This is a genomic window from Alcaligenes phenolicus, assembly GCF_032063905.1.
GTDB classification, from domain to species: domain Bacteria; phylum Pseudomonadota; class Gammaproteobacteria; order Burkholderiales; family Burkholderiaceae_B; genus Alcaligenes; species Alcaligenes phenolicus.
In genome coordinates, this window is the sequence record NZ_DAMBOE010000004.1 from 156,060 (window position 1) to 177,312 (window position 21,253).

18 protein-coding genes and 3 riboswitches are annotated in these 21,253 nt (G+C 55.1%); of the genes, 8 read left to right on the plus strand and 10 right to left on the minus strand.

Features of this window, described 5'->3' with window-relative positions; translation table 11 throughout:
• Positions 1–20: 20 nt before the first annotated feature.
• Positions 21–935 carry a LysR family transcriptional regulator gene (locus U2949_RS10350; RefSeq protein ID WP_321287576.1) on the minus strand — a complete coding sequence of 305 codons (915 nt, stop codon included), beginning with the start codon at positions 933–935 and terminating at the stop codon, positions 21–23.
• Positions 936–945: 10 nt separating this feature from the next.
• A complete protein-coding gene (gene pbpG / locus U2949_RS10355) occupies positions 946–1,950 on the minus strand; it encodes a D-alanyl-D-alanine endopeptidase (protein WP_088452837.1) in 1,005 nt (334 codons plus the stop codon).
• A 238-nt stretch (positions 1,951–2,188) separates the two neighbouring features.
• Between pbpG and U2949_RS10360 the strand changes: the two genes are divergently transcribed.
• The 3 genes from U2949_RS10360 to U2949_RS10370 all read left to right on the plus strand — a co-directional run bounded on the left by U2949_RS10360 (position 2,189) and on the right by U2949_RS10370 (position 4,382).
• A complete protein-coding gene (locus U2949_RS10360; protein ID WP_257724007.1) occupies positions 2,189–2,578 on the plus strand; it encodes a flagellar protein FlhE in 390 nt (129 codons plus the stop codon).
• A gap of 138 nt (positions 2,579–2,716) precedes the next feature.
• The gene (locus tag U2949_RS10365) at positions 2,717–3,532 is read left to right on the plus strand and encodes a motility protein A (protein WP_009454185.1); all 816 of its coding nucleotides are present in this window, start codon (positions 2,717–2,719) and stop codon (positions 3,530–3,532) included.
• Between the two features lie 4 nt (positions 3,533–3,536).
• Positions 3,537–4,382 carry an OmpA/MotB family protein gene (locus U2949_RS10370; RefSeq protein WP_115633629.1) on the plus strand — a complete coding sequence of 282 codons (846 nt, stop codon included), beginning with the start codon at positions 3,537–3,539 and terminating at the stop codon, positions 4,380–4,382.
• Positions 4,383–4,458: 76 nt separating this feature from the next.
• On the opposite strand, the gene U2949_RS10375 is transcribed toward U2949_RS10370, so the two are convergent.
• Positions 4,459–5,898, minus strand: coding sequence for a sodium:solute symporter family protein (locus U2949_RS10375; protein WP_026482622.1), 1,440 nt, complete (start codon positions 5,896–5,898; stop codon positions 4,459–4,461).
• Positions 5,899–6,039: 141 nt separating this feature from the next.
• Positions 6,040–6,147, minus strand: a riboswitch (TPP riboswitch).
• A gap of 66 nt (positions 6,148–6,213) precedes the next feature.
• Positions 6,214–6,311: riboswitch (TPP riboswitch) on the plus strand.
• Between the two features lie 50 nt (positions 6,312–6,361).
• On the opposite strand from U2949_RS10375, the gene U2949_RS10380 reads away from it, so the two are divergent.
• The 5 genes from U2949_RS10380 to U2949_RS10400 all read left to right on the plus strand — a co-directional run bounded on the left by U2949_RS10380 (position 6,362) and on the right by U2949_RS10400 (position 10,324).
• Positions 6,362–7,144 carry a 3-oxoacyl-ACP reductase gene (locus U2949_RS10380; RefSeq protein ID WP_026482621.1) on the plus strand — a complete coding sequence of 261 codons (783 nt, stop codon included), beginning with the start codon at positions 6,362–6,364 and terminating at the stop codon, positions 7,142–7,144.
• Positions 7,141–8,433, plus strand: coding sequence for an LLM class flavin-dependent oxidoreductase (locus U2949_RS10385; protein WP_321287581.1), 1,293 nt, complete (start codon positions 7,141–7,143; stop codon positions 8,431–8,433). The genes U2949_RS10380 and U2949_RS10385 overlap by 4 nt, the downstream gene beginning before the upstream one ends.
• Before the next feature lie 152 nt (positions 8,434–8,585).
• The gene (locus tag U2949_RS10390; RefSeq protein ID WP_009458283.1) at positions 8,586–9,335 is read left to right on the plus strand and encodes an SDR family NAD(P)-dependent oxidoreductase; all 750 of its coding nucleotides are present in this window, start codon (positions 8,586–8,588) and stop codon (positions 9,333–9,335) included.
• 57 nt (positions 9,336–9,392) lie between these two features.
• A riboswitch (FMN riboswitch) is annotated at positions 9,393–9,537 on the plus strand.
• Positions 9,522–9,689, plus strand: coding sequence for a hypothetical protein (locus tag U2949_RS10395; protein WP_257724010.1), 168 nt, complete (start codon positions 9,522–9,524; stop codon positions 9,687–9,689). (Overlaps the previous riboswitch by 16 nt.)
• On the plus strand, positions 9,689–10,324 hold the full coding sequence (locus U2949_RS10400) for a riboflavin synthase (RefSeq protein WP_026482619.1): 636 nt from the start codon (positions 9,689–9,691) through the stop codon (positions 10,322–10,324). Before U2949_RS10395 ends, U2949_RS10400 begins: the two co-directional genes overlap by 1 nt.
• A 207-nt stretch (positions 10,325–10,531) precedes the next feature.
• Here U2949_RS10400 and U2949_RS10405 read toward each other — a convergent pair whose 3' ends face one another.
• The 7 genes from U2949_RS10405 to fmdA all read right to left on the minus strand — a co-directional run bounded on the left by U2949_RS10405 (position 10,532) and on the right by fmdA (position 20,806).
• Entirely contained in the window at positions 10,532–11,110 is a 579-nt protein-coding gene (locus U2949_RS10405; protein ID WP_462675659.1) for an AAA family ATPase, read from the minus strand.
• Between the two features lie 500 nt (positions 11,111–11,610).
• Complete coding sequence (locus U2949_RS10410; protein WP_321287586.1) at positions 11,611–14,736, minus strand: tetrathionate reductase subunit A; 3,126 nt, start codon at positions 14,734–14,736, stop codon at positions 11,611–11,613.
• Between the two features lie 37 nt (positions 14,737–14,773).
• The gene (gene nrfD, locus U2949_RS10415) at positions 14,774–15,805 is read right to left on the minus strand and encodes an NrfD/PsrC family molybdoenzyme membrane anchor subunit (protein ID WP_321287588.1); all 1,032 of its coding nucleotides are present in this window, start codon (positions 15,803–15,805) and stop codon (positions 14,774–14,776) included.
• Between the two features lie 9 nt (positions 15,806–15,814).
• A complete protein-coding gene (gene dsrO, locus U2949_RS10420) occupies positions 15,815–16,573 on the minus strand; it encodes a sulfate reduction electron transfer complex DsrMKJOP subunit DsrO (protein WP_035273177.1) in 759 nt (252 codons plus the stop codon).
• 209 nt (positions 16,574–16,782) lie between these two features.
• Positions 16,783–19,020 (minus strand): TonB-dependent siderophore receptor, encoded by a 2,238-nt coding sequence (locus tag U2949_RS10425; protein WP_276539646.1) that lies wholly within the window; start codon positions 19,018–19,020, stop codon positions 16,783–16,785.
• A 241-nt stretch (positions 19,021–19,261) separates the two neighbouring features.
• On the minus strand, positions 19,262–19,549 hold the full coding sequence (locus U2949_RS10430) for an FmdB family zinc ribbon protein (protein ID WP_009453884.1): 288 nt from the start codon (positions 19,547–19,549) through the stop codon (positions 19,262–19,264).
• Between the two features lie 57 nt (positions 19,550–19,606).
• Positions 19,607–20,806 carry a formamidase gene (fmdA, locus tag U2949_RS10435; RefSeq protein WP_021446607.1) on the minus strand — a complete coding sequence of 400 codons (1,200 nt, stop codon included), beginning with the start codon at positions 20,804–20,806 and terminating at the stop codon, positions 19,607–19,609.
• Positions 20,807–21,253: the final 447 nt, after the last annotated feature.

Here is a 21,253-nt window from a genome sequence, read left to right on the forward strand (position 1 = left end):
TTTTTCGGTTGCTTGTGCGTTTATCGCCCTTGCTGGGTGAAGGCCCAGACAGACTCCGCCAGGTCCGAGAGCGGAGCTCGGGAGCGATACAGACGAACTTCAAAGGCAATCTCGTCGCCTTTGCCGCCCAATTGCACCAGCGTGCCGCGACGACATTCATTGGCAATCATGGACAGGGGTAACCAGGCTACGCCCATGCCTTTCAATACCGAGCCCATTGCCGTATCCAGAGAATCGCAACGCACCGTGCTAACCAGGGGATAGGGGAAGTGGTGCAGCTTGTCACCCAGAATGCGGGCCATGGCCAAGCCGCCTGAATATGAAATCAAAGGAATGCTGCGTCCGCTATCGGCATTGAGTTCATATAAAGGTGTGCCGTTCTTGCGGCGCTGACAGGTAGGCACCAATTTGTCAGTGGCGATGGTCATATACGTCACTTGCTCGGCCAGCAGTTCAATTGACAAGGCCGGGTGTTCATAACAGCACAGAAAGTCGGTTTTTCCTTGGGCCAGCAGCTTGGCCATATCGGCCATCATGCCGGTGCTGATGTCGATAGGTATATGGGCCGACAAAGGGGCGTGGCTGCCTTTTTGCAGACGGCTGACCCAATCCGTGACCAAGGTGCGTGCCAGGCTACGGCCGGTGGCAATACGCAAGCTGCCTTGTCCGCCTTGATCCGAAGCCTGCAATTGCCGACGAACGCGATTCAGTTGCTCCAGCACTTGATTGGCCGTGTTGTAGAACACCTGTCCTTCCGGTGTCAGCGTGATGGGCTGGCTGCTGCGCTCCACCAAGGGTGTTCCCACCCATGCTTCCAAGGCCCGAATGCGACGTCCAAATGCCGGGTGTGTGACGTGGCGTTGCTCTGCTGCCCGAACAAAACTGCCCGCACGAGCCAGGGTTACAAAGTCTTCAAGCAGTTTTAGCTGGGGCACGAAGGGCGTCTTACAGCATGGCCAGGCCGTTGGATTTTTCAACCAGATCGCGAATACGTACGGCGTCACCAATACGCGAGTAACGACCCGAGGAGTTCAGCAGCACAATAGCCACTTCACGATCTTCGATTTTGGTCAGCATTACCAGGCATTCGCCCGCTTCGTTGATGAAGCCGGTTTTGGAGACCTGAATATCCCAGTTGGCGTTTTTCACCAAACGATTGGTATTGTTGAACACCAGTTGGCGACCACGAACAGGCTGCACGGAGTACTGATCATTCGTGGTGTATTGCTGGATACGGGCATGCTGGCTGGTGGCCGTCAGCAACTTGACCAGATCACGCGGGCTGGACACGTTGTCGCTGGACAAGCCGGTAGGCTCGACAAAACGCGTATTGCGCATACCCAAGGCACGTGCCTTGTCATTCATGGCGCGCACAAAAGCAGACAAGCCACCAGGATAGCTGCGCCCCAATGCGTGGGCAGCCCGGTTTTCCGACGACATCAGCGCCAGGTGCATCATGTCGGCACGGCTCAGTTTGGAGCCAACGCTAAGACGCGAGCTGGAGTATTTGACGCGGTCCACATCTTCGTCGATGATCTCCAGCATTTCATCCATGGGCAGGCCGGATTCAGCCACGACCAGGGCTGTCATCAGCTTGGAGATGGAGGCAATGGGGCGAACGGCGTCGCTGTTTTTCTGGTACAGGACAGTGGACGATTCCAGATCCTGCACAAAGGCAATTTCTGAACGCAGGGCCGCGTGCTGAATCAGGGCGTCGTGTTTAAGGGCATTAAGCGCGCGGCGGCTATCGTTCTCGCTATAGCTGATAGGCTGCAGGTTTTTCTCGAAAACCAGATGCGGCACGTTGTAGCTGATGGCGGCTGTGGCTTCATCCAGTGTGGATGGCTCGGCCAGCGCCAGTGTCTGCGCAAAGGACGAAATCGAAAAAGGCGCTAAAAATAAAACACATAGCGCACGTCGAATGAATTTATTTGTTCTGGTCTGAGGCATTTTTCAGTTCCCGGTAGGCGAGAAACAGAAGGGCGGAGTGAATTTATGCGCTTATGCTACCAGAAAAAATCCTCTTTATATTAGTATCTTACGGCTCAAAGTTAAAAAAAAATTAAGATGTCTGCGCGGTATCATTAAGAAACTTATTTTTATCTGTATAAAAACACAGCTTATGTTTTTCCTGAAAGTCCAAAATAATAAAAAACCTGTTTTTATAAACAGTTTTTTAAATCGATTCTTGATATCACTGACCCTGGTTTCGATGCCGCTGGCCAGTCATGCCGCTTCCCTGGCCTGGGACGGGGAACAACTTAGCAATGCAATCACCACCAGTTCGCCCAGCACCCAGCAAAGCTTCCTGCCTGCAGAGTCAGTGCGAGCACAGGCTTCAAGCATAGGCAAGGTGGAAGTCAGTTATCACCACAATGGGCGCGCCATTCTGAAAAGCCGTTTGTGTTTGCAAGGTGGCTCCTGTGTGGACATGAATGGTTCGGTATTAAGTACCAGGGCCTTTGCCGGTCAGGATGCACGTCTTGGCTTTGTGCTGATGCATGAGGTGTGGAGCTGGGCGGGCAGCACGGAGCCTGTGCGTGTGCAGGCCTCGATACGGGTGAATTACCAGCGCTAGCCTGAAATAAGGCGGTTTACCAATAAACGATTAAATTGGTCTTGTACTTGATCCACCTCAAAGTCCAGGCCTAAAGAAACCTGCCGTACTGCCGATATGTAGTCCTGATGCCCATCGGGCCATAACCAGGACTTGTGCATGAACCCCTCTACTCTGATCGGCATCGTAGCCAGCGTGCTGCTGTTTGCCGTGATCTTGTTTTTTACGGCAGAAAACCCCGCCTTGTTTGTGGACCTGCCCAGTCTGGCCGTGGTGCTGGTAGGTACCTTGGCCGCGACGTTTATCAGTTATCCCTTAAGCGAAGTTGTCCGTATTTTTGGTCTGATCGGCACCGTGCTGCGCAACGAACGCCTGTACACCCAGCAGGACATGGACGAGCTGATCAATATCTCCCGTCTGTGGATGATGGGAGATATTCGCGCGGTGGAAGAGGCGCTGGAAAAAGTGGCCAACCCTTTTCTGAAAACCGGCGTTCAGTTGGTGATTGATCGGGCACCCCAGGAAGATATTGAAGACCTTTTGCAATGGCGTATCAGCCGTCTTCGTGCTCGTGAACATGCAGAAGCGCAATTGTTCCGTTTGATGGCCAGCTTCGCACCGGCCTTCGGTATGGTCGGCACGCTGATCGGGCTGGTCAACCTGATGTTTTTGCTGGGCGATGGCGACATTACGTCTATTGGTCAGCAAATGGCTCTGGCCTTGATGACGACGTTCTACGGCGTGCTGCTGTCCAATCTGGTCTTCAAGCCCGTGGCGGTGAAGCTGGAGCGTCGTACCGAACAGCGTGTAGTCCTGATGAACATGATCATGCAAGGTGTGTCCATGATGAGCCAGCGCCGTGGCCCGGCCTTGATGCGTGAGACGCTGAACTCCTTCATGGCTCAGTATCAGGACGAGATCAATGACCGGGGCGGCCGCGACGATGATGCGGACCCGGCTCCGGAACGGGGCTGATCCCATGGGAAACATGGAGCAGGACCTGACTTTGGGTGAACTTGCTGACCGCCAGAAAGCCTTGCAAAAGGAACTGGAGCAAGCTCGCGGCGCCAAAATCGAGCAACAGCTGGCCAGCAATCTGGGCAGTCGTCGTCGTAGCCGCCCCTGGAATGATCCAGGGCTGGCGGTGCCCGAGGAAGAAGAAGCCTGGCTGACCACGTATCTGGACATGATGACCTTGTTGCTGGTCTTGATGATTGTGATGCTGTCCTTTGCGGGCAAGCGGGCACAAACGGCGGCGCAGGGGCAAGGGCAGGGAGGAGCTACGGTCGTGGCCCAAGCAGGCAAGGACGGAGCCGGTTTGCTGCCTGCTGGGGCAGGCCTTTTCCCGGACTCCGGTCAGGGTGAAGGACAAGGCAAAGGCAATCACGGTCTGGATCTGGACGGCTTGGGTGACAATATTGATGTGGTCATGAACGACCAATCCGTGAGCTTTCGCATCAATAGCGAAATTCTGTTTAACTCGGGCGGTGCGGATCTGGGGCTGGAAGGCTTGACGGTATTACGCCAACTGGCTGCCGTACTGCAGAAATCCACTCATCCCATTGTGATTGAAGGCCATACGGACTCGGTGCCGATTCGTAGTTATCGCTACCCATCCAACTGGGAACTATCAGGTGCGCGTGCCGGTAGTGTGGTGCGTTATATGGAAGCCAACGGAATTGGCAGCCAGCGCCTGAGCGCTGTCGGTTATGCCGATACCCGGCCTTTGGGGGATAATGGCACCTCGCAAGGTCGCGCGACGAATCGACGGGTTGAAATTATTGTGCAGACTCCCCAAGCACAGCCTGAAAGCCCCGTCCCATAAGCCTTTAAAACAAAACCCCGGTTTGCAGCATACAAACCGGGGTTTTTGTTTCAAGCCGAAACTCGGTGCATCTGACTTAGTCCAGTACGCGCGTGGAGGAAGCCAGAGACCCTAGATCGAACTTGGGCAGGTGACGACGCAAGGGCATGATCAGAACACTGATCACTACCGGCACAATCGCGGCCAGCAGGAAGGACTCCAGCAAGTAATCCATAGGACCATTGGGGCGCGGGAATACGGCCAGACCGGCGACCAGACCACCGATGGTGCTGATGGTGGCCGTAAAGCCATCGTAGCGGCGGCTGTACAGGCCAAAGAAAACCGGGAAGGCCGCAGCCGAGCACAGCAAGTCCGCCAGCAGGAACAAGTACAGCACGCTAAAGCCTTGCGAGGAGGCGTAGAGTACGGGAATGGAGCAAATCCAGATCAGGGAACGCGCCAGGCTCATCATTTGAGCGGTGTTGCGATGCGGCATGATGCGGCTCAAGTCCACGGCAATCAGGCTGGAGACAGCGCTGATGGCGGTATCGGCACTGCTCATGACCAGGGACAGACCTAACGGAATCAGCAGCACCAGGAACCAGACAGGCACGTGCGGCAAAATCACATTGAACAAGGCCACGGAGCTGTCACCGGGCGAGCCCAGACCGACGAAGGCCAGGCCAAACAGGCCCATCAGGAAAATGAAGGGCGCTACAAACAAACCGCCCAACAAAAAGCCGCGACGCATGGACTTGGTGTCTTTGGCGGCATAGATACGTTGCCAGTTACCTTGGTGAAACAGGCCGGTCAGCAAGATGGCGACAAAGAACGTCAGGCCAGCCTTCACGCCTACGGGATCGCTAAGCTCGATCAGTCGAGGCGCTTCCAGTTTCACGTTGTCAAACAACTGTACCGGGCCGCCCACCGCTTGCCAGCCGAACATCACGATCAGGAACAGCATGGGCAGAATCACAAACATTTGCACCTTGTCGGTGAAGATGGATGCGCGCAGCCCGCCGTAAGAGGTGTAAATCAGCGTGGCCAGCAACACAATGCTGGCCGTGACCCACAAAGGAATCGGGGCAATCAGGGTGATCATCTTGGACATGGCGGTGATTTCTGCCGTCATGGAGATAAACATGTAAAACAGCATGATGACCAGAGTCAGCGCATACATGGGGCGACCGTAGCGGGCGATGACAAACTCGCTCAGGCTGTGGCCGCGAGGCAGCAATTCGCGCATGCGCTTACCGAGTGGAATCATGGCCAGACGGGGCGACATGGAGCCAATGGCATAGCCGATGACAGCGCTTAAACCGCCCCAGCTGGCTGCCTGTGCGGGCGAGAACAGAATCCAGGCACCCAATGAAGAGGCCAATAAGGTCAGAATGGTAGCGACCGAGCTTTGGCTGTTGCGAGCCACCACAAAGTCTTCCAAGGAGCTGTTGTAGTGGCGGGCGTAGAGCACCCCGGCCAAGGCAAAAGCAGCGGAAAAAACGATTAGCCACAGGAGGGTGGCACTTTGGTCCAGCATGAGATCTCCCCAAAAGCCTGTTTGAACAGGCACAAACCGGCCAGGCTGGCAGGGTGCCAGTACAGGGCGCAGAAAAATGGAGGGATTGAAATGGGGCGTGTGAGCTTGTGAATGCGCCGCTCAGACAAGAGCGGGCAGGCTGCCAGGCCGCGTTTCCTTTCCCTTCGCCGGCATGATCCGGATCAGGTTCTAAGGGTTACCGCTTGAATGCGGAGTCTCAGCCCGTTAAGGACTCCCCCAGGAACAGGCTAGAAGAGTAGGAGAGCTTCTTTCAAATGTCAATAATACGGTTGAGTCCGATTTATGCTATGGTCTGCCTGCGGCACGGGGTGTCCTTCTTGGAAAGGGCTGAGATAAAACCCGTCGAACCTGATCCAGCTCATACTGGCGAAGGGATGTCCGAATCCATAGCCCTGCGTCCGAACTGGGCCGACATCCTCGCCGAATTTTTGCAAGGAATGTCATGTCTGTGGAACACGTCTCGGAACTCTCTCAACAACTTGTCCTGGTCACCGGCGGCGCACGCGGCCTGGGGGCTTGCCTGGTACGCGCCTTTGCAGGCCAGGGCGCCAAAGTTGTGGTCAATTACCTGAAAAGTGAGGCAGCCGCTCAGGCGCTGGCGGACGAATTTCCGCAGCAATGTCTGGCCGTGCAGGCGGACGTGACGGATGCGGCTTCGGTACAAGCCTTGTTTGCCAAGGCGCAGGCGCACTTTGGCCAGCCCATCACCACCGTCGTCAATAATGCCTTGCCCGAGTTCTCCTTCAACGGCGATGCCCGTCCCCATGCCGATACCTTGACGTGGGCTCAGCTGAACCAGCAACTGGAAGGCATTGTGGGCGGGGCCTTGAACACCACACAGGCCGCCTTGCCCGGCATGAAACAAGCCGGTTTTGGTCGCATTATCAATATCGGCACGAACCTGTTTCAGAACCCCGTGGTGCCTTACCACGACTACACCGCGGCCAAGGCGGCCTTGTTGTCCATGACACGCACCTTGTCGCACGATCTGGGGCCGGATCAGATCACCGTGAACATGATTTCCGGTGGTTTGCTGCGTACAACCGACGCGTCCGCGGCCACACCCGAAGCGGTGTTTGACTTGATTGCGGCCAGCACACCCTTGCGCCGCGTGACCACGCCCGAGGAATTTGCCGATGCGGCCTTGTTCTTCGCCGGTCCGTGGGCGCGTGCCGTAACAGGACAGAATCTGGTCGTTGACGGTGGATTGGTGAAAAACGGATGAGACAGCTGCATTTCAATTTGTTCATTATGGGCTGCGGGCACCACAAAGCAGCCTGGCGTCATCCTGATTCGCAGGTCGAACGTTTAGGCGATGTCCGGTTTTACGAAGAGCTGACCCAAATTGCCGAGCGCGGCAAGCTGGACGCCATTTTCTTTGCCGATGGTCAGTCCAGCGATAACGTGTCCGATGGTCCGCGCTGGTTTCTGGAACCCTTGACCATGATGGCTGCGCTGGCGCGAGCCACCGAACGTATCGGCTTGATCAGTACCGTTTCCAGTACCTTCTACACGCCGTTTGTGGCGGCACGCATGTTGTGCTCTTTGGATCATGTATCCAATGGGCGGATGGGCTGGAATGTGGTGACATCCATGTTTGACTCGGAAGCGCGTAACCACGGCTACGAAGCCATGCCCGATCATGCCTGGCGCTATGCGCGGGCTGAGGAGTTTGTCGATACCGCATTGCAACTGTTCGACTCCTGGAGCGACAGTGCTTTGGTCATGGACAGAAAGGGCGATTACGCCAAAGTGGATCTGGTTCGCCAGATCCTTCATAAGGGCGATCACTTCCTGGTGGATGGACCCTTGACCTTGCCACGTTCGCCGCAAGGACAGCCGGTGCTGTTTCAGGCAGGTGCTTCTGAACAAGGCCGTGATTTGGCCGCGCGCAAAGCGGAGGCTATTTACGCTGTGGCTTATGACTTGCCCTCGGCCCAATCCTATTACCGCGATATCAAACGACGCGTGCGTGAAACGGGCCGTGGCGTGGATGTGCCCGTGATGCCGGGTTTGGTGACCTATGTGGGCTCCACCATGGAAGAGGCGCGCCGCAAGCAGCAAGAGCTGGACGAGTTGCTACCCGCCGAGACATCCTTGCGTCAGCTGGGCATGTTTGTTGGCCAGGACTGCATGAATTGGGAGCTGGATGCGCCAGTGCCACCACTGCCGCCATTGGAAAGCTTCAAAGGCCCCAAAGGGCGCTATGCCACCATGCTGCGCATTGTGGAAATGGAAAAACCGACAGTGCGCCAGTTGCTGGGCCGAATCGCTGCTGGCGGCGGTCACTGCACCATGGTCGGTACGCCGGAGTCCATTGCGGATCAGATTGAGCAATGGTGGCGCAACGAAGGTGCGGATGGATTTAACCTGATGCCGCCTTCCTTGCCCAATGGCATTCGTGACTTTGTTGAGCAGGTGATTCCGGTTCTGCAAAAACGCGGCCTGTTCCGTCAGGAATACGAGCACGCCACCTTGCGTGGCCATCTGGGTCTGGAGCGTCCTGCGGCTTGATGCCCGGATCAGAAAAAAGCGGGCATTTCCATAGACGGATTTGTCCGCTTTTTCCCTAGGGGGAAGGGGCTACGAAGTTCCTGAAGTTTGCTATCCTTAATGCTTTAATTGTCGCCTGCTTAACGAGCAGCGAGCTGTATAGGGATCGCACTATGAAAACCGCCGTTGTCACCGGGGCCTCCTCAGGGTTTGGGGCTGCGCTTGCCCGTAAATTGGTATCTGAAGGACACACCGTGCTGGGTCTGGCGCGTCGTCAGGACAAGCTCGATGCACTGGCCGCCGAGCTGGGCGAGCGTTTTGTACCGGTCAGCGTGGATTTGACCGATCGTGCGCGAGCAGAAGCGGTGCTGGCTGATCTGACAGCTCGTTTTCCCAATATTGATGTGCTGATCAATAATGCCGGTCTGGCACTGGGCGTGGATAAGGCGCAAGACGCCAAGATGGATCAGTGGGACACCATGGTGGCCACCAATATCAGCGCGCTGCTGCACATTACGCACGCTTTGCTGCCGGGTATGGTCAAGCGCAATCAGGGCCACATCATCAATCTGGGGTCGACTGCGGGCGAATACGCTTATGCAGGCGGCAATGTGTACGGTGCTACCAAGGCTTTTGTGCATCAACTGGGCCTGAACCTGCGCGCCGACCTGTCGGGTACCGCAGTTCGTGTTTCTACCGTGGCTCCTGGCCTGTGTTCCGGTACGGACTTCTCGACTGTGCGTCTGGGCGATAAAGACAAAGCCGCAGCGCTGTACCAGAACGTGGATGCGCTCACGCCTGACGATATCGCCAATACCATTGCCTGGATCATGAACGCGCCTGCCCATATGAACGTCAACTACATCGAGTTGATGCCAGTGGCGCAAAGCTTTGCCGGCTTGAGCGTGCATCGCAAGGCTTAAGCGTGGCGACCGGCGCGGGTCTGGCTTGATTAGACTTGGGCTCCGGTCTTACACTGCAAACGTCTTCAGGGCGGGGTGAAATTCCCCACCGGCGGTAAGGGAGCCATTCCCCAGCCCGCGAGCGCTTTCCGCCAGGGAAAGGTCAGCAGATCAGGTGAGAAACCTGGGCCGACGGTCAGAGTCCGGATGAAAGAAGATGAAGCATCGCTGCCTTGTGATCAAGGCAGCGGCGTGTTTTATTGCTGCCCGGAGGACGCATTGTTTAATCAAGGATGCGTTCAAATGAAAAATCTGAAAATCTTCCCTGCATTAGCCGTTGGTCTTTTGCATGAATTCTGCGAAGGAGCGTGCTGATGTATACCGGAATTGTTAAAGCGGTTCGTCCTCTTACAGCGGTCAAGGCCGAGCTGGGCCGTACCGAGTTTGAAATCGACTTCACCGACGAGCTGCTGGTGGATCTGCAACTGGGTGCCAGTGTCAGCGTGGAAGGCACGTGCCTGAGCGTGACCAGCATCTCTGGCCCTAAAGTCACCTTTGATGCGATTCCCGTCACGCTGGAGCGCACAAATCTGGGCACACTCAAAACGGGTGATCTGGTCAATATCGAACGATCGGCCAAGTTGAACGAGGAAATTGGCGGCCATGTGATGGCTGGTCATATCGCAACGACGGCTGAAGTGCTGGAACTGAGCATTACCGAGGCCGGTAACCGTCTGCGTTTTCAGATGCCGGAAGATTGGGCGAAATACGTGTTTCCGCGTGGTTTTCTGGGCGTGAATGGCTGCAGCTTGACCGTAGCGGATGTGGAAGACGGCGTTGTGACCATCAACCTGATTCCCGAAACCTTGCGCCAGACGACGTTCTCACGCTACAAGGCGGGCGATAAGCTCAATATCGAAGTGGATCAGCAGACGGTTGTTCTGGTCGATGTGCTGGAGCGTACGGTTGCAGGCACCTTGTCGCGTGTGATGCCTGGTTTGAAAGGCTGATTGACGCCTAAATGAAGTAAAAAGAGCTGTCAGTTTCAAGACTGGCGGCTCTTTTTTTATGGGAGGCTTTTACTGTGTCTGTTGCGGTACTGGATACTCTGGGGCTTGTGGACAGAGCCTGGAGTGAAACGCAGCCCGAAAGCGGAGTGTGGAGCCGTGTGAGCCTGCCCCTTCTAGCGATCGGCACCTTCCATAATAAAGCTGCACTCACACTTGAGTTAGCGCCTTCAAGATAAAATCAGCACGCTTTTCTACGCTTGTTTTGGGCAGCAGACTCACTTGGTAACCCAGCAGGGGATAAACACGCTCCAGGCGCTCATACTCACGCAAAGCAGCGTCCATATCGTGACGACGTTCTGGGTCAGCCTCGTATATTTCAGGCCAGGGAGGCGTTAAAAACACCTGTGAATGATAAGGGCAGTTCTTGTTGAGTTCATCCAGCAGTGGCGTTCCCTTTAATTCCTGCAAAGCCGCGGCCGCATCAATCAAGCCTCGATCAAAAAATACCCATCCACCATCTCTCGGGGCGCTGGAATAGTCATCTTGCGCGGTCTTTATCGCTTCATTCAGGAAGGCCTCCATATCCAGCCAGGGAAGGGCAGAGCCACCGCTGGCCAACTGTTCCTGCACGATGCGTCGCCCAGGTTCCTGGATAACCGTATAGCCACGATTTTGCAGCTCGGATAACAAAGTAGATTTGCCGCCACCAGAGCAGCCGGAGATAAGAACAAAAGGGTTCATAAGAGTAGGTAAGTAGAAGATGAAGACTTGTACAGGCGTGTTCAAGCCCTGAAACTGAAGCCGAATGTAGGAATGTAGGAATGTAGGAATGTAGGAATGTAGGAATGTAGGAATGTAGGAATGTAGGGTGGGGTAGTCTGGAGCCGATACCCGCGAAGATTGTGCAAGTTTAGCGTATCTCTGCATTTCCCATACTCTACCCCAATCAGTTAGTGACCAGACCAACTTGAAAATAGTGAAATGCAATTAACGGAAAAGAGTTTTTCTCATTGAAAAGATAGTCTTCAACAAGAAGAGGGCGAATTTACTTACCATCGGTTTGCTTATTGATGCGACATCAGAGGGAAGTACTGTGATAGGGAGCATTTCTGCTCTCATACTCTTGTACCCACGCATTCACATCAAGGGCTTTCTTCAAAACCAAATCGGAGCTTTGAACAAACAAGCCTGCATACGTCCATAAGCAAGCCAAAGAAAAACGCCGATCATCCAAAGGACAATCGGCGTTCTTATCTTTCAAAAACCTCTTGAAAGAGGGGGCGCTTTTAAGCCGACAACTTTTCTACCTTGGCTGGCAAGCCCTGTCGCACAGCCGCGCCAGAAACCCAGTCAATCCAGACGTTGTCCTGGCCATCGCCACGGGTTGGATCAGCAAAACCCAATTCGTTCAGGTTCACTCCTGCAGCCAGATCGTTCAGGTGAGGCATGGCCTCACCATCAATCTGGTGCGAACGGGCACCCAGTTCGGTATGCCCAAAACCGTGTTCAATTGCAATGGCTCCGCGCATAATACCGCCCCGCACCAAAGCAACACCTTCAACCGCACCACCTGGTGTACTGACGCGGATGCGATCGCCATTCCGAATACCCAGGTTCTTCGCATCATCCAGATTCAAGGAAATCGGATTGTGCGGGTGGACCTGGCGCAGGCGGGACATCCCGATGGACATGGAACTCATCAGGTTGGATTTATAGGAGCTCATCAGCAAGGGCCATTCCTGTTCAGAGAAATGCTCGCGCATTGGGCTGCCGTCAGCCAAACGAGTGGGGTACCAAGTAGGGCAACCGCTAAGACGTTCGCCCGTCATGGTGTGACGCATCTTGGCCAGGTCTTCATTCCAGATCTGCAAAGCATTGCTGTAGCGATTTTTCAGCTGATTTCCTTTCCAGGCGTTTTCGATTCGGTCGAATCGACCACCGCGTGTCAACAACATCGCCACCTTGCGCTGCTCTTCAGGATGCAAACGCGCTTGAAGATCAGGGAAGAGACGATCCACACCGGTGATGCGCATATCGTCGTCGGATGCGTCGCCCACCGGGCGGCCAGCACCAAAGGCGATATTAGCCATGCCCCGCAGATAGAAATCCTCGGCGCGCAGCAAGTCGTGGGCATTGCCTGCCTTGTCTTTCAGGACGCCTTTACCAAAACCTGGCAATCCCAAACGCAAAGCTACTGCAAACAGGAAACTTTCCAGGTTAATAGGCTGACCATCGGCCGTGCGATCTACTCGTGGCTGTACCACAGGCCAGCGCAGGGTCGAGGACTTGGCGATCACGTCGGCCCAGGGTGCCGAAACACCCCAGCTTTCGTAAGTTACCGTGTCTGGCACGATGTAGTCTGCGTAGGTATTGGTTTCGTTGATAAAGGGATTAACCGAAATCGACAAGGGCAGAACCGCAGGGTCTTTCAGTTTGTGCAGCAAGGCATTTTTAAAGCCGGCAATCGCATAGACCGGGTTGCTCATGTGGTTGATCCACACTTTGCTGGTGTATGGATAGCCGTTCAGGCCCGATGCAATCATTTCACTGCTCAAGGCGCCTACAGCGGGATACCAAGGAGCAGGAGCGGGGTACAAAGCTTCACCATTGGCTTGGCGGCGCTTGAATTCGCTGGATTTTTCGTAAGCGAAGCGATGGCGCGACAAAGACACGCCTTTGGCCGTCACTTTTCCGGGAAATTGGGCGAAGTTGTAGCGTGGGCCGGGGCCAAAAGGACCAAATGGGCCGGCATCCAGCACCAGGCCGCCTTTCAGGTTCAGGTTACCCACCAAGGTATTCAACATGGCAATCGCGTAAGCCGTGTAGAAACCGGAACCGTTCATGGTGCCGCCGTGTGCGTCAGCCACGGCTTGGCGACCGTAGCTGGTAAATTCACGGGCCAGCTCGATCAGGGTTTCTTCGTCCATGCCGCAGCCTTTGGCGTATTCGGCAATGGATTTTTCCTGACTGCGCTCGCGCAGCATGTTCAGCGCAGTACAGACGCGTACATCCTTGCCTTCCAGCTCAACGGTACGGTCGACAAATAACGTCGCACGATCCAGATCGGTATGGGCGCGCAGCTCGCCTTGTTCGTCCTGAACAATAAAGGGCGATTCAGTGCCTTCCGCTACTTCCCAACCCAGGTCTGTACCGCGCAAATAGCGGCCAAAACCAGGATGCTCAGGATCAGCAATCAGTAAATGGCTGGCGTTAGTCCAGGAAGCGGTGTTTTCGTCCTGCTCGGCAGGAGCGTGGGGCAGGGACAAGTGTTCAGCATCAAAACGCTCCTGTTCCAGAATCCAGCGCAACATGCCCATGACCAGGGACAAGTCAGTACCGGGCAGAACAGGCTGCCAGCGGTTGCCACTACCCGAGGCCAGGCTGGAGGACGTTGGCAAGATCGGGGAAACAACTACGTACTTGAAGGTGTTTTCAGGACGCGAACGGGCTTCTGCCAGCTCACGGCCTTGACGCTGGAAGGGATTACCGGATTGAGCCGGTGCGGCACCAATAAACAGGCCAAAACGGGCGTTTTTCCAGTCAGGTTTGCCATGAGGCATACCTTTGATGTCGCCCATGGCAGCGCCTGTACCGACACGGAAGCTTTGACCACAGTACGAGCCGTGGTTGCTGACGTTGATCGTGCCAAAAGCCTGCTCGGCAAAGCGTTTGACCAACGGTGTACGACCTTCGTTCGCGGCATCCGTGAACAACAATTGGTTGGCCAGTGGACCAAACTCGGGGTTTTGCGGGTCAATCAGGGTTTCATGATCCCAAATTGCACGCAAACCGTCGACATGACCTTCTTTGAACAGATCGCCGCCTTCACAGACCTCTTCAATCAACTGCTCAAAGCTGATGCGCTCCCATTGGCCTGAACCACGCGGACCGACGCGCTTCAAAGGCGACAGAACCCGGTAAGGGCTGCTGTGCTGCTCCAGCATGGAAGCGCCGCGGGCACAGGCGCTGGCACGGCCTTCCAAGCCGTTTTCACCACCCAGCATGGCGTAAACCTCGCGTACTGGCTGCTCCATGGGAGCAGACTGCGTGGTTGCCAAAGGATGATAAGGATTACCGGCGATGCGCAGAATCTTGTTGTTCTCCGTATCAATACGTACGCGCACACCACACTGCGTCCAGCAGCCCAGGCAACTGGAAGGGCTCACAATCTGACCGGGCTGTGTATCAAGCAAACCGGTAATCGGATCAATACGGAACTCTGCCTGCAAGGAGTTGCCACGGGTTGCGTGTGCGGTGGGTACACCGGCTGTACCTTGGCCCAGACCCTGGACTGCCTTGACTACAGTGTCGCTATAACCAGCCGCAAAGGCAGCCAGACCACCCACAGCAGCACCGCCGCGGGTCAATACCTGTCGACGCGACAGGTTAGGAGTTTCTTTTTTCTTGCTCATGACGATAAGTACCTGAAAGCTAGTGAGTCTGTAGGGCCTAGGCCGTCAAAGACGAACGGCGGGCCGGGAACAGAGAGAGCAGGGTGGTGCTGGCGGCGAGCAAGGCAATACACAAGCCCAGCACACCCAGCATCCCCAGCAGACCATCGCTGCCTAAGGGCATGGTGTAGAGGTACAAACCGGCACCGTATTTAGGCACTCCTTGTACCGCCATGAAAATAATCCAGCGAAACACCCAGGCAGAGCCGAGCATGAAAGCAGCACAGAACAAGCTATAAAGATTGCCTTGCAAGGTATGGACAGGACGGCTGAGCATGTACAGAAGCAGCAGACCGAACGCCGAGGAACCCAGGAAGCCCAAACGCCAGACGGGATAGGTCTGAAACAGTTCCCAGGCCGAACCGAAGGAGTGGCTGTAGCCCATCAGACCAGAACCCACCCAGAACAGGGCCACGACGATCAAGGTCAACACCACGCCCAAAGACCAACGGCGTACGTACTCCAGCGGCAAATTGGCCACGCCACCGGGCAAGAGGCGAGCAACCAGCAAAATAGCGCCCAGACTGGCCAAAGCAGCTGTCAACGCGAAGTTGATGGGCAAGAACTCGGTATTCCACAAGGGGCGTGAACGCAGCACCATGACTTCAAAACCGCTGTAAACCAGAATCGACAAGGCCGAAACCAGCAAAGCCAGGCTCAACCAGCGCCACAGGGTACGTTTGTTCAACCACCAGGCCAACACGTTGGCCATAGACAGGCCGACGAACAGCGGCAACAGCACAGCACCCAGCGACATCCACGACCAGGGAGTGAAGTGGGCGTAGAAATGCCAGAAACGACCGGGTTGGTGCAAGTCCGCCAGCAAGGACACGGGAGCGGCAATGCTGCTGCACAGCAACACAATCATCAGCGCAGGTTCCAGACGACGCAAAGCGCTGTCGCTGGACCAGGCGCAACGCCATACCCAGACGGTGCTGGTAGCAGCCATACCAACCAGGAAAAAGTATTGAACCGCCCAAGGTAACCAGGCAACTTCGTAGGCGGGGGTCAGAATTTCGATAATAGACATAACGGCCCCTTAGAACTGATTGGTCAGACGCACACTGGCCTGCCCATCCACACCATCAACGAACTCATCGGGCAAACCGATGTAGAACACATGCGGGTTGGTATTCATGCCGGGCTTGAGTACGCGGATTTCCTCTTTGTGCTCTTTAAGCAGCTGGGAAATCGTGCTGGTTTCATCGTTCATATCGCCAATGACGCGTGCGCCACCCACGCAGCTTTCCACGCAGGCGGGCAGCAGCCCCACTTCCAGGCGGTGCTCGCAGAAGGTGCATTTATCGGCGGTCTGGGTTTCATGGTTAATGAAACGGGCATCGTAAGGGCAGGCTTGAACACAGTAGGCACAGCCAACACATCGTTCGTTGTCGACCAGCACCACCCCGTCTTCGCGCTGGAACGTCGCCTGCACAGGACAGACCGGCACACAGGGCGGGTTGTCGCAGTGGTTACAGAGACGTGGCAGGCTCAGCATGGCCGCCTGCTGCTGTTCATCGAGCACCTCGTACTGCAGAACCGTGGTGCGGAACTGCCCGATAGGCGGTGCATTTTCGATAGAACAGCTGACCGTACAGGCCTGGCAACCGATACATTTTCTTAGATCAACCACCATGCCGTAGCGGGCCCCATCTTTCCCACCGCTACGTCGTGGAGGCTGGCTGTTCATGGCAGCTTGAACAGGCTGAATAGGAATAATCGTGGCCCCGGCACTAAGGCCCAGCAATTCCTTAAGAAAACGTCGCTTGCCCTTTTTGGGCTCGGCGCTTGGAATCATGTGTTTTCCTTTCCTATGCTTGGGTTGAACCCATTTACATTATTTGTAGTTATAAGCATATGAAGAATACAAAGTTCCGGTCTTGATGAAGGTCAAAAAGAACATTTAAAGGTTGAAATATTGACGCTCGGCTGTATTTTTCGGGCACAAAAGAACGCCCCTCCATGAAAGGGAGGGGCGCTATATACCTGAGTTGTAGATAAAACCGCTTAGAACGTTCCGCTCAAGCCCAGGAAGAAAGTGCGACCGGGTTGGTTGAATGTGTAGGCCCCAGCACCGTAGATGTAGTTGGGTGTTCCCAGGTTCACACCGATAGCATTGCCGCGACGGAACAGGCGTTTGTCAAAGAGGTTATCAACCCCTGCATTGATGCGGAAATGCTTGTTGATCTTGTACTGCGTGCTCAGACCAAACAAGGCGTAAGGGGACACCTTGTCGGTTGCAGAACCCGTCAAAGGCTGACCGTAGTAGTCGTATTTTGGTGGCTTTTGCTCGCCGTAAAAGGTTGCCTTGGCACGTAAGGACCAATCGGCATTTACATTCCAGTCCAGAGTTGTATTGATCGTGTATTTAGGGATAGTGGACAGCGCTTCACCCGTGGTCTTGTTCTTGGATTCGATCATGTAGGTGAAGTTGGTGGACCACAGCCAGTTTTCGGCCAAAGGTAGCGTCAAGTTACCTTCCAGACCCGAAACTACGGCTTTGGGAATGTTTTCCCATTGCAGAATTAATTGTTGATTGTTCAAGGCCGTGAAGCTATCGATTGCAAAACGGCCCGCTTCTACTTTGTTGCGGTAATCGTTATGGAAGTAGGTCAGGCTGGCACCCAGACCGTTGTCACCCACGTACTCGACGCCCAGTTCTTTATTGATGCTGGTTTCGGCCTTCAAGTCTGAATTACCTTGCAGGAAGCAACCCGTGCTACTGCCCGTGGTATTGCCCCAGCAGCCGTTACCCAGGCTGTACAAGGTGTAGCCGTCATTGCTTTGATACAGGTTAGGCGCCTTGTAAGCACGGGCGATACCGGCTTTCAAGAGCCAGTTATCCGTCACGGCATGAGTCAGGTTAAGCGATGGGCTCCAGTTGCTGCCATGCTTGTCGTGATAGTCAAAACGCAAACCTGGGGTAACCGTGGTCTTGTCGGTGGCATAAATATTGTTTTCAGCGAAAACCGAGTAAATATTCGCCCGCGACTTGGGTTTGTATTTGTTGGGCACACCAGGAATACGGGTCGGGTTACGTTGTGCCAAGTCCGAGGACTTGTCGTTCAGCTCCTGCCCAACCCACTCCATACCGATAGTGGCGTATTGCTCGACGCTGCCGGTCTTGAATTGATGGCTGGCCTCGGCGTGGGCCGTCATGGTGGTCAGGTCCGCCGTGCCGAAACCTCCATCCTTGACTCGGGATGGATCATTAAAAGCACCCTCAGTCCCTCCGGCCAAGCCTTCCAGCAAACGATAGTTACGCGTCTTTTCGTACTGGAAGTAGGCCAGGGAGTTCGTCTTGTCATTCCAGTCGCCACGATGCGTCAGCGAGTAGCTTTGGCGATACATCTTGTTGGTCTCGTCGCCCAGCTGGCGCTTGACCTCGTCATTGGTATTCGTGTTTTGAGTATCACCCGTATAAATATTGCCTTGGCGGCTATAGGAAGCCTCCAGATCCACCGTTTGACGGCTATCTGGACGCCAGGACAGCAGGCCATTGATGTCCTTGTTACGTACGCCTTCACGTCCAGCAGGCAAGCTGTTCGCATTGGCACCACCACGCTCGGTCTGGTGTCCTTTATTGATCTCCGGATCGTCCGAATCCGTCTTGTTCAGGTTCCCGTACAAACGGAAGGACAAGGATTCGCTGATCGGGCCGCTCAAGCCTAAGCTCATGCGTCGCGTGGCGCCTTCATCGCTATGTTCGGGCAAGTTGCCATACAAGGAGTAGGTGCCCTGGAATTTGTCTGTCGTAGGCTTGGTGATGATGTTGACCACACCGCCCGCAGCCCCGTTGCCGTAACGTGCCGCTGCCGGGCCGCGCAGCACTTCCACGCGTTCGATCTGCTCGGCAGGTACCCAGTTGGTATCCCCACGCGAATCGCGCTCGCCACGCCAGCCGAAACGCACAGCAGAACGTGAACTGACTGGTTTGCCGTCAATCAGAATCATGGTGTTTTCCGGGCCCATGCCGCGAATATCGATCTGGCGATTATTACCGCGCTGGCCGCTGGCCGAGTTACCTGTCAGGTTCACGCCCGGCATGGTGCGCAGAACTTCGGAGATATCGTTGGCGGGAGGGGACTTCTGGATGTCTTCGGCGGTAATAATGGAAGAGCCCAAGGTCTGCTTGAGCTCCTGCTCGGCCTTGACCACAATGCGGTCCAGCTCCTCAACCTCTTGCGCTTGCGTCTGATAGGGAAAGGCCAACAATAAAGCCACTGCCAGACTGCTTAAAGGCATAAAAGATACGCCGCTAGGCACCTGGCGCTTAGCGGCGAGAGACGAGGACACCGACATAATGAACACCCAGTAATAATGAGATTGATTCTTGATTATAAACAGAATGTTTCATGTTACCGAGCGTGAATCTCGTAAAACCAACACATCCGACTGGGCAAATTCAGCCAGAACTACGCCCGCCGACGTTAAAGCTGCGACCTGTCAAGGCTGACAGCTTGCGCTGCAAGGGAACTGATTGTATTTAGGCGCAAACGCTGCAGCCAGGGCCCATACAGGTATGGATGACAGAATTCCGGGTGCTGGAACGAGTGCCGGGCCCGGTTACATTATTGCCCGCCAAAGCTTGTTGAGGAGTCAGACCGCGCGTGGGGCTGGCTTTGCTGAACAGGCGTCGTGGCGCGCTCAGTTGCAGCAAGAGGCTGCCTTTTTCACAAGCAGGGCAGGTCTGGGGATCGTTGCGGGTGGCAATGCTGCGCAAATGGCTGCTGCGTTGCAGGCAATGATTACAAAGATAGTCGTACAAAGGCATGGCAAATCCGAGTAAAGCAAGCCCTGACTCCAAGACGAAGCCAGGGCCGGAGACCGATCAGGTCAAGTTACAGCGTGTGCCTGGACGGCCAAAACGGGCCGCGTCATTCAAGGCACCTTTAGGCAGGATATCGGTATCAAAAATACCGGTAGGCAAGGCCAGAGAAGCGGAGCTGTTAGGCAGATCCACCACGCCGCCGTAACGGCCCTCAACGGGAGCAGCAGTCAGTAACATATAGGCTTGCGCACGCGACAGGTCTGTCGTGCGGCTGATGTAATCGATCGCAGCCAAACAGGCCTGACGGTATGCAACCGTAGAATCCAGGTAGTAGTTGACGCCTTCTTCCACGCTGATACCGGTGAAGTGCATCCACTGATCGTACTTGGGATCATGACGGCCTGGAACATAGATAGGCGCGGTCAGATTGTATTTGGCCATGCCACCTTTGATCAGATCAAAGCCAAGGTGGGCTGCGCCGTCCATTTCAATGGCACCACAGAAGGAGATTTCGCCATCGCCCTGGGAGAAGTGCAAGTCGCCCATGGACAGGCCAGCACCCTTCACATAGACGGGGAAGTAAATCCGCGAGCCAATGGTCAGGTTCTTGATATCCAGATTGCCGCCGTGCTCACGTGGAGGCACGGTACGAGCAGCTTCAGCCGCCATGCGGTCAAACTCGGCCCCTTTAACGCCGCGCAATACAGCGGTTTTGGCATCAGGCGGATTGGCGTGGCCCTTGGGCACCAGCAGGGCTTCACGGCGGTTCCACTCGCGCAGCAGTTCGTGCGAGGGCAGGGTGCCGATCAGGCCGGGGTGCATCATGGCCGCAATGCGTACGCCAGGGATGTGACGCGAGGTGGCGTAAACACCATGCAGGTCCCAGATGGCCTTGTCGGCTTCGGGGAAATGTTCGGCCAAGAAGCCACCGCCATTTTCCTTGGCAAAAATGCCCGAGAAGCCTACAGGAGTAATGGCGCGAATATCCAGCAGATCCACCACCAGAATATCGCCTGGCTCAGCGCCCTCTACGTGGATGGGGCCCGTCAATGGGTGGGCGCGGGTCAGGTCAACGTCGCGTACGTCGTTGGCGCTGTCCGTGTTTTTGATCTGGGCGTCCAGAAAGTCCATGCATTCCAGAATCATTTCCTCGCCAGGCTTCACGCTGGTCAGGTCTGGAATATCAGGGTGCCATCGGTTGTGCCCGATTTCAGCTTGTTCGGCCAGGGGTGCGCCGGGTTTGATTTTTATATGCTGCATGTGTTCTCCGAATAATGTGTGCGAGGTCAGCACAACGGCGCTTTTAATGCGCTTGGCGACACAATTAACACGACTGGACTGGCACGGTCAAAATGTGTGGATAAGCGGATTTATATGTTTTTTTATGCCAATAAATAAATTCTTAAGCGAGTCAATGGTTTAGGCTTTAAGTGATTAAAGGACAATAGTCCCAGGTTTTTGTCCAGAGGATAAATCCTGATTTTGAGCAAATTTTTTATGTCCCGGAATACCGTAAAAAAACGAGCTGCTCTCTATACGACAAACCTTATAGAAGGCATAAGAGTTCCTGAATGGCCTAGCAGGACTCAAGGCTTGGAGCGAAAAAGGGCACGGCTAAGGCCTGGCTCCAAATAACCCTTATCACAGCAGGTATATAGGTCAGCTAGTCGAACTGACAACAATAAAAAGCAATAAAACGCAGGAGAC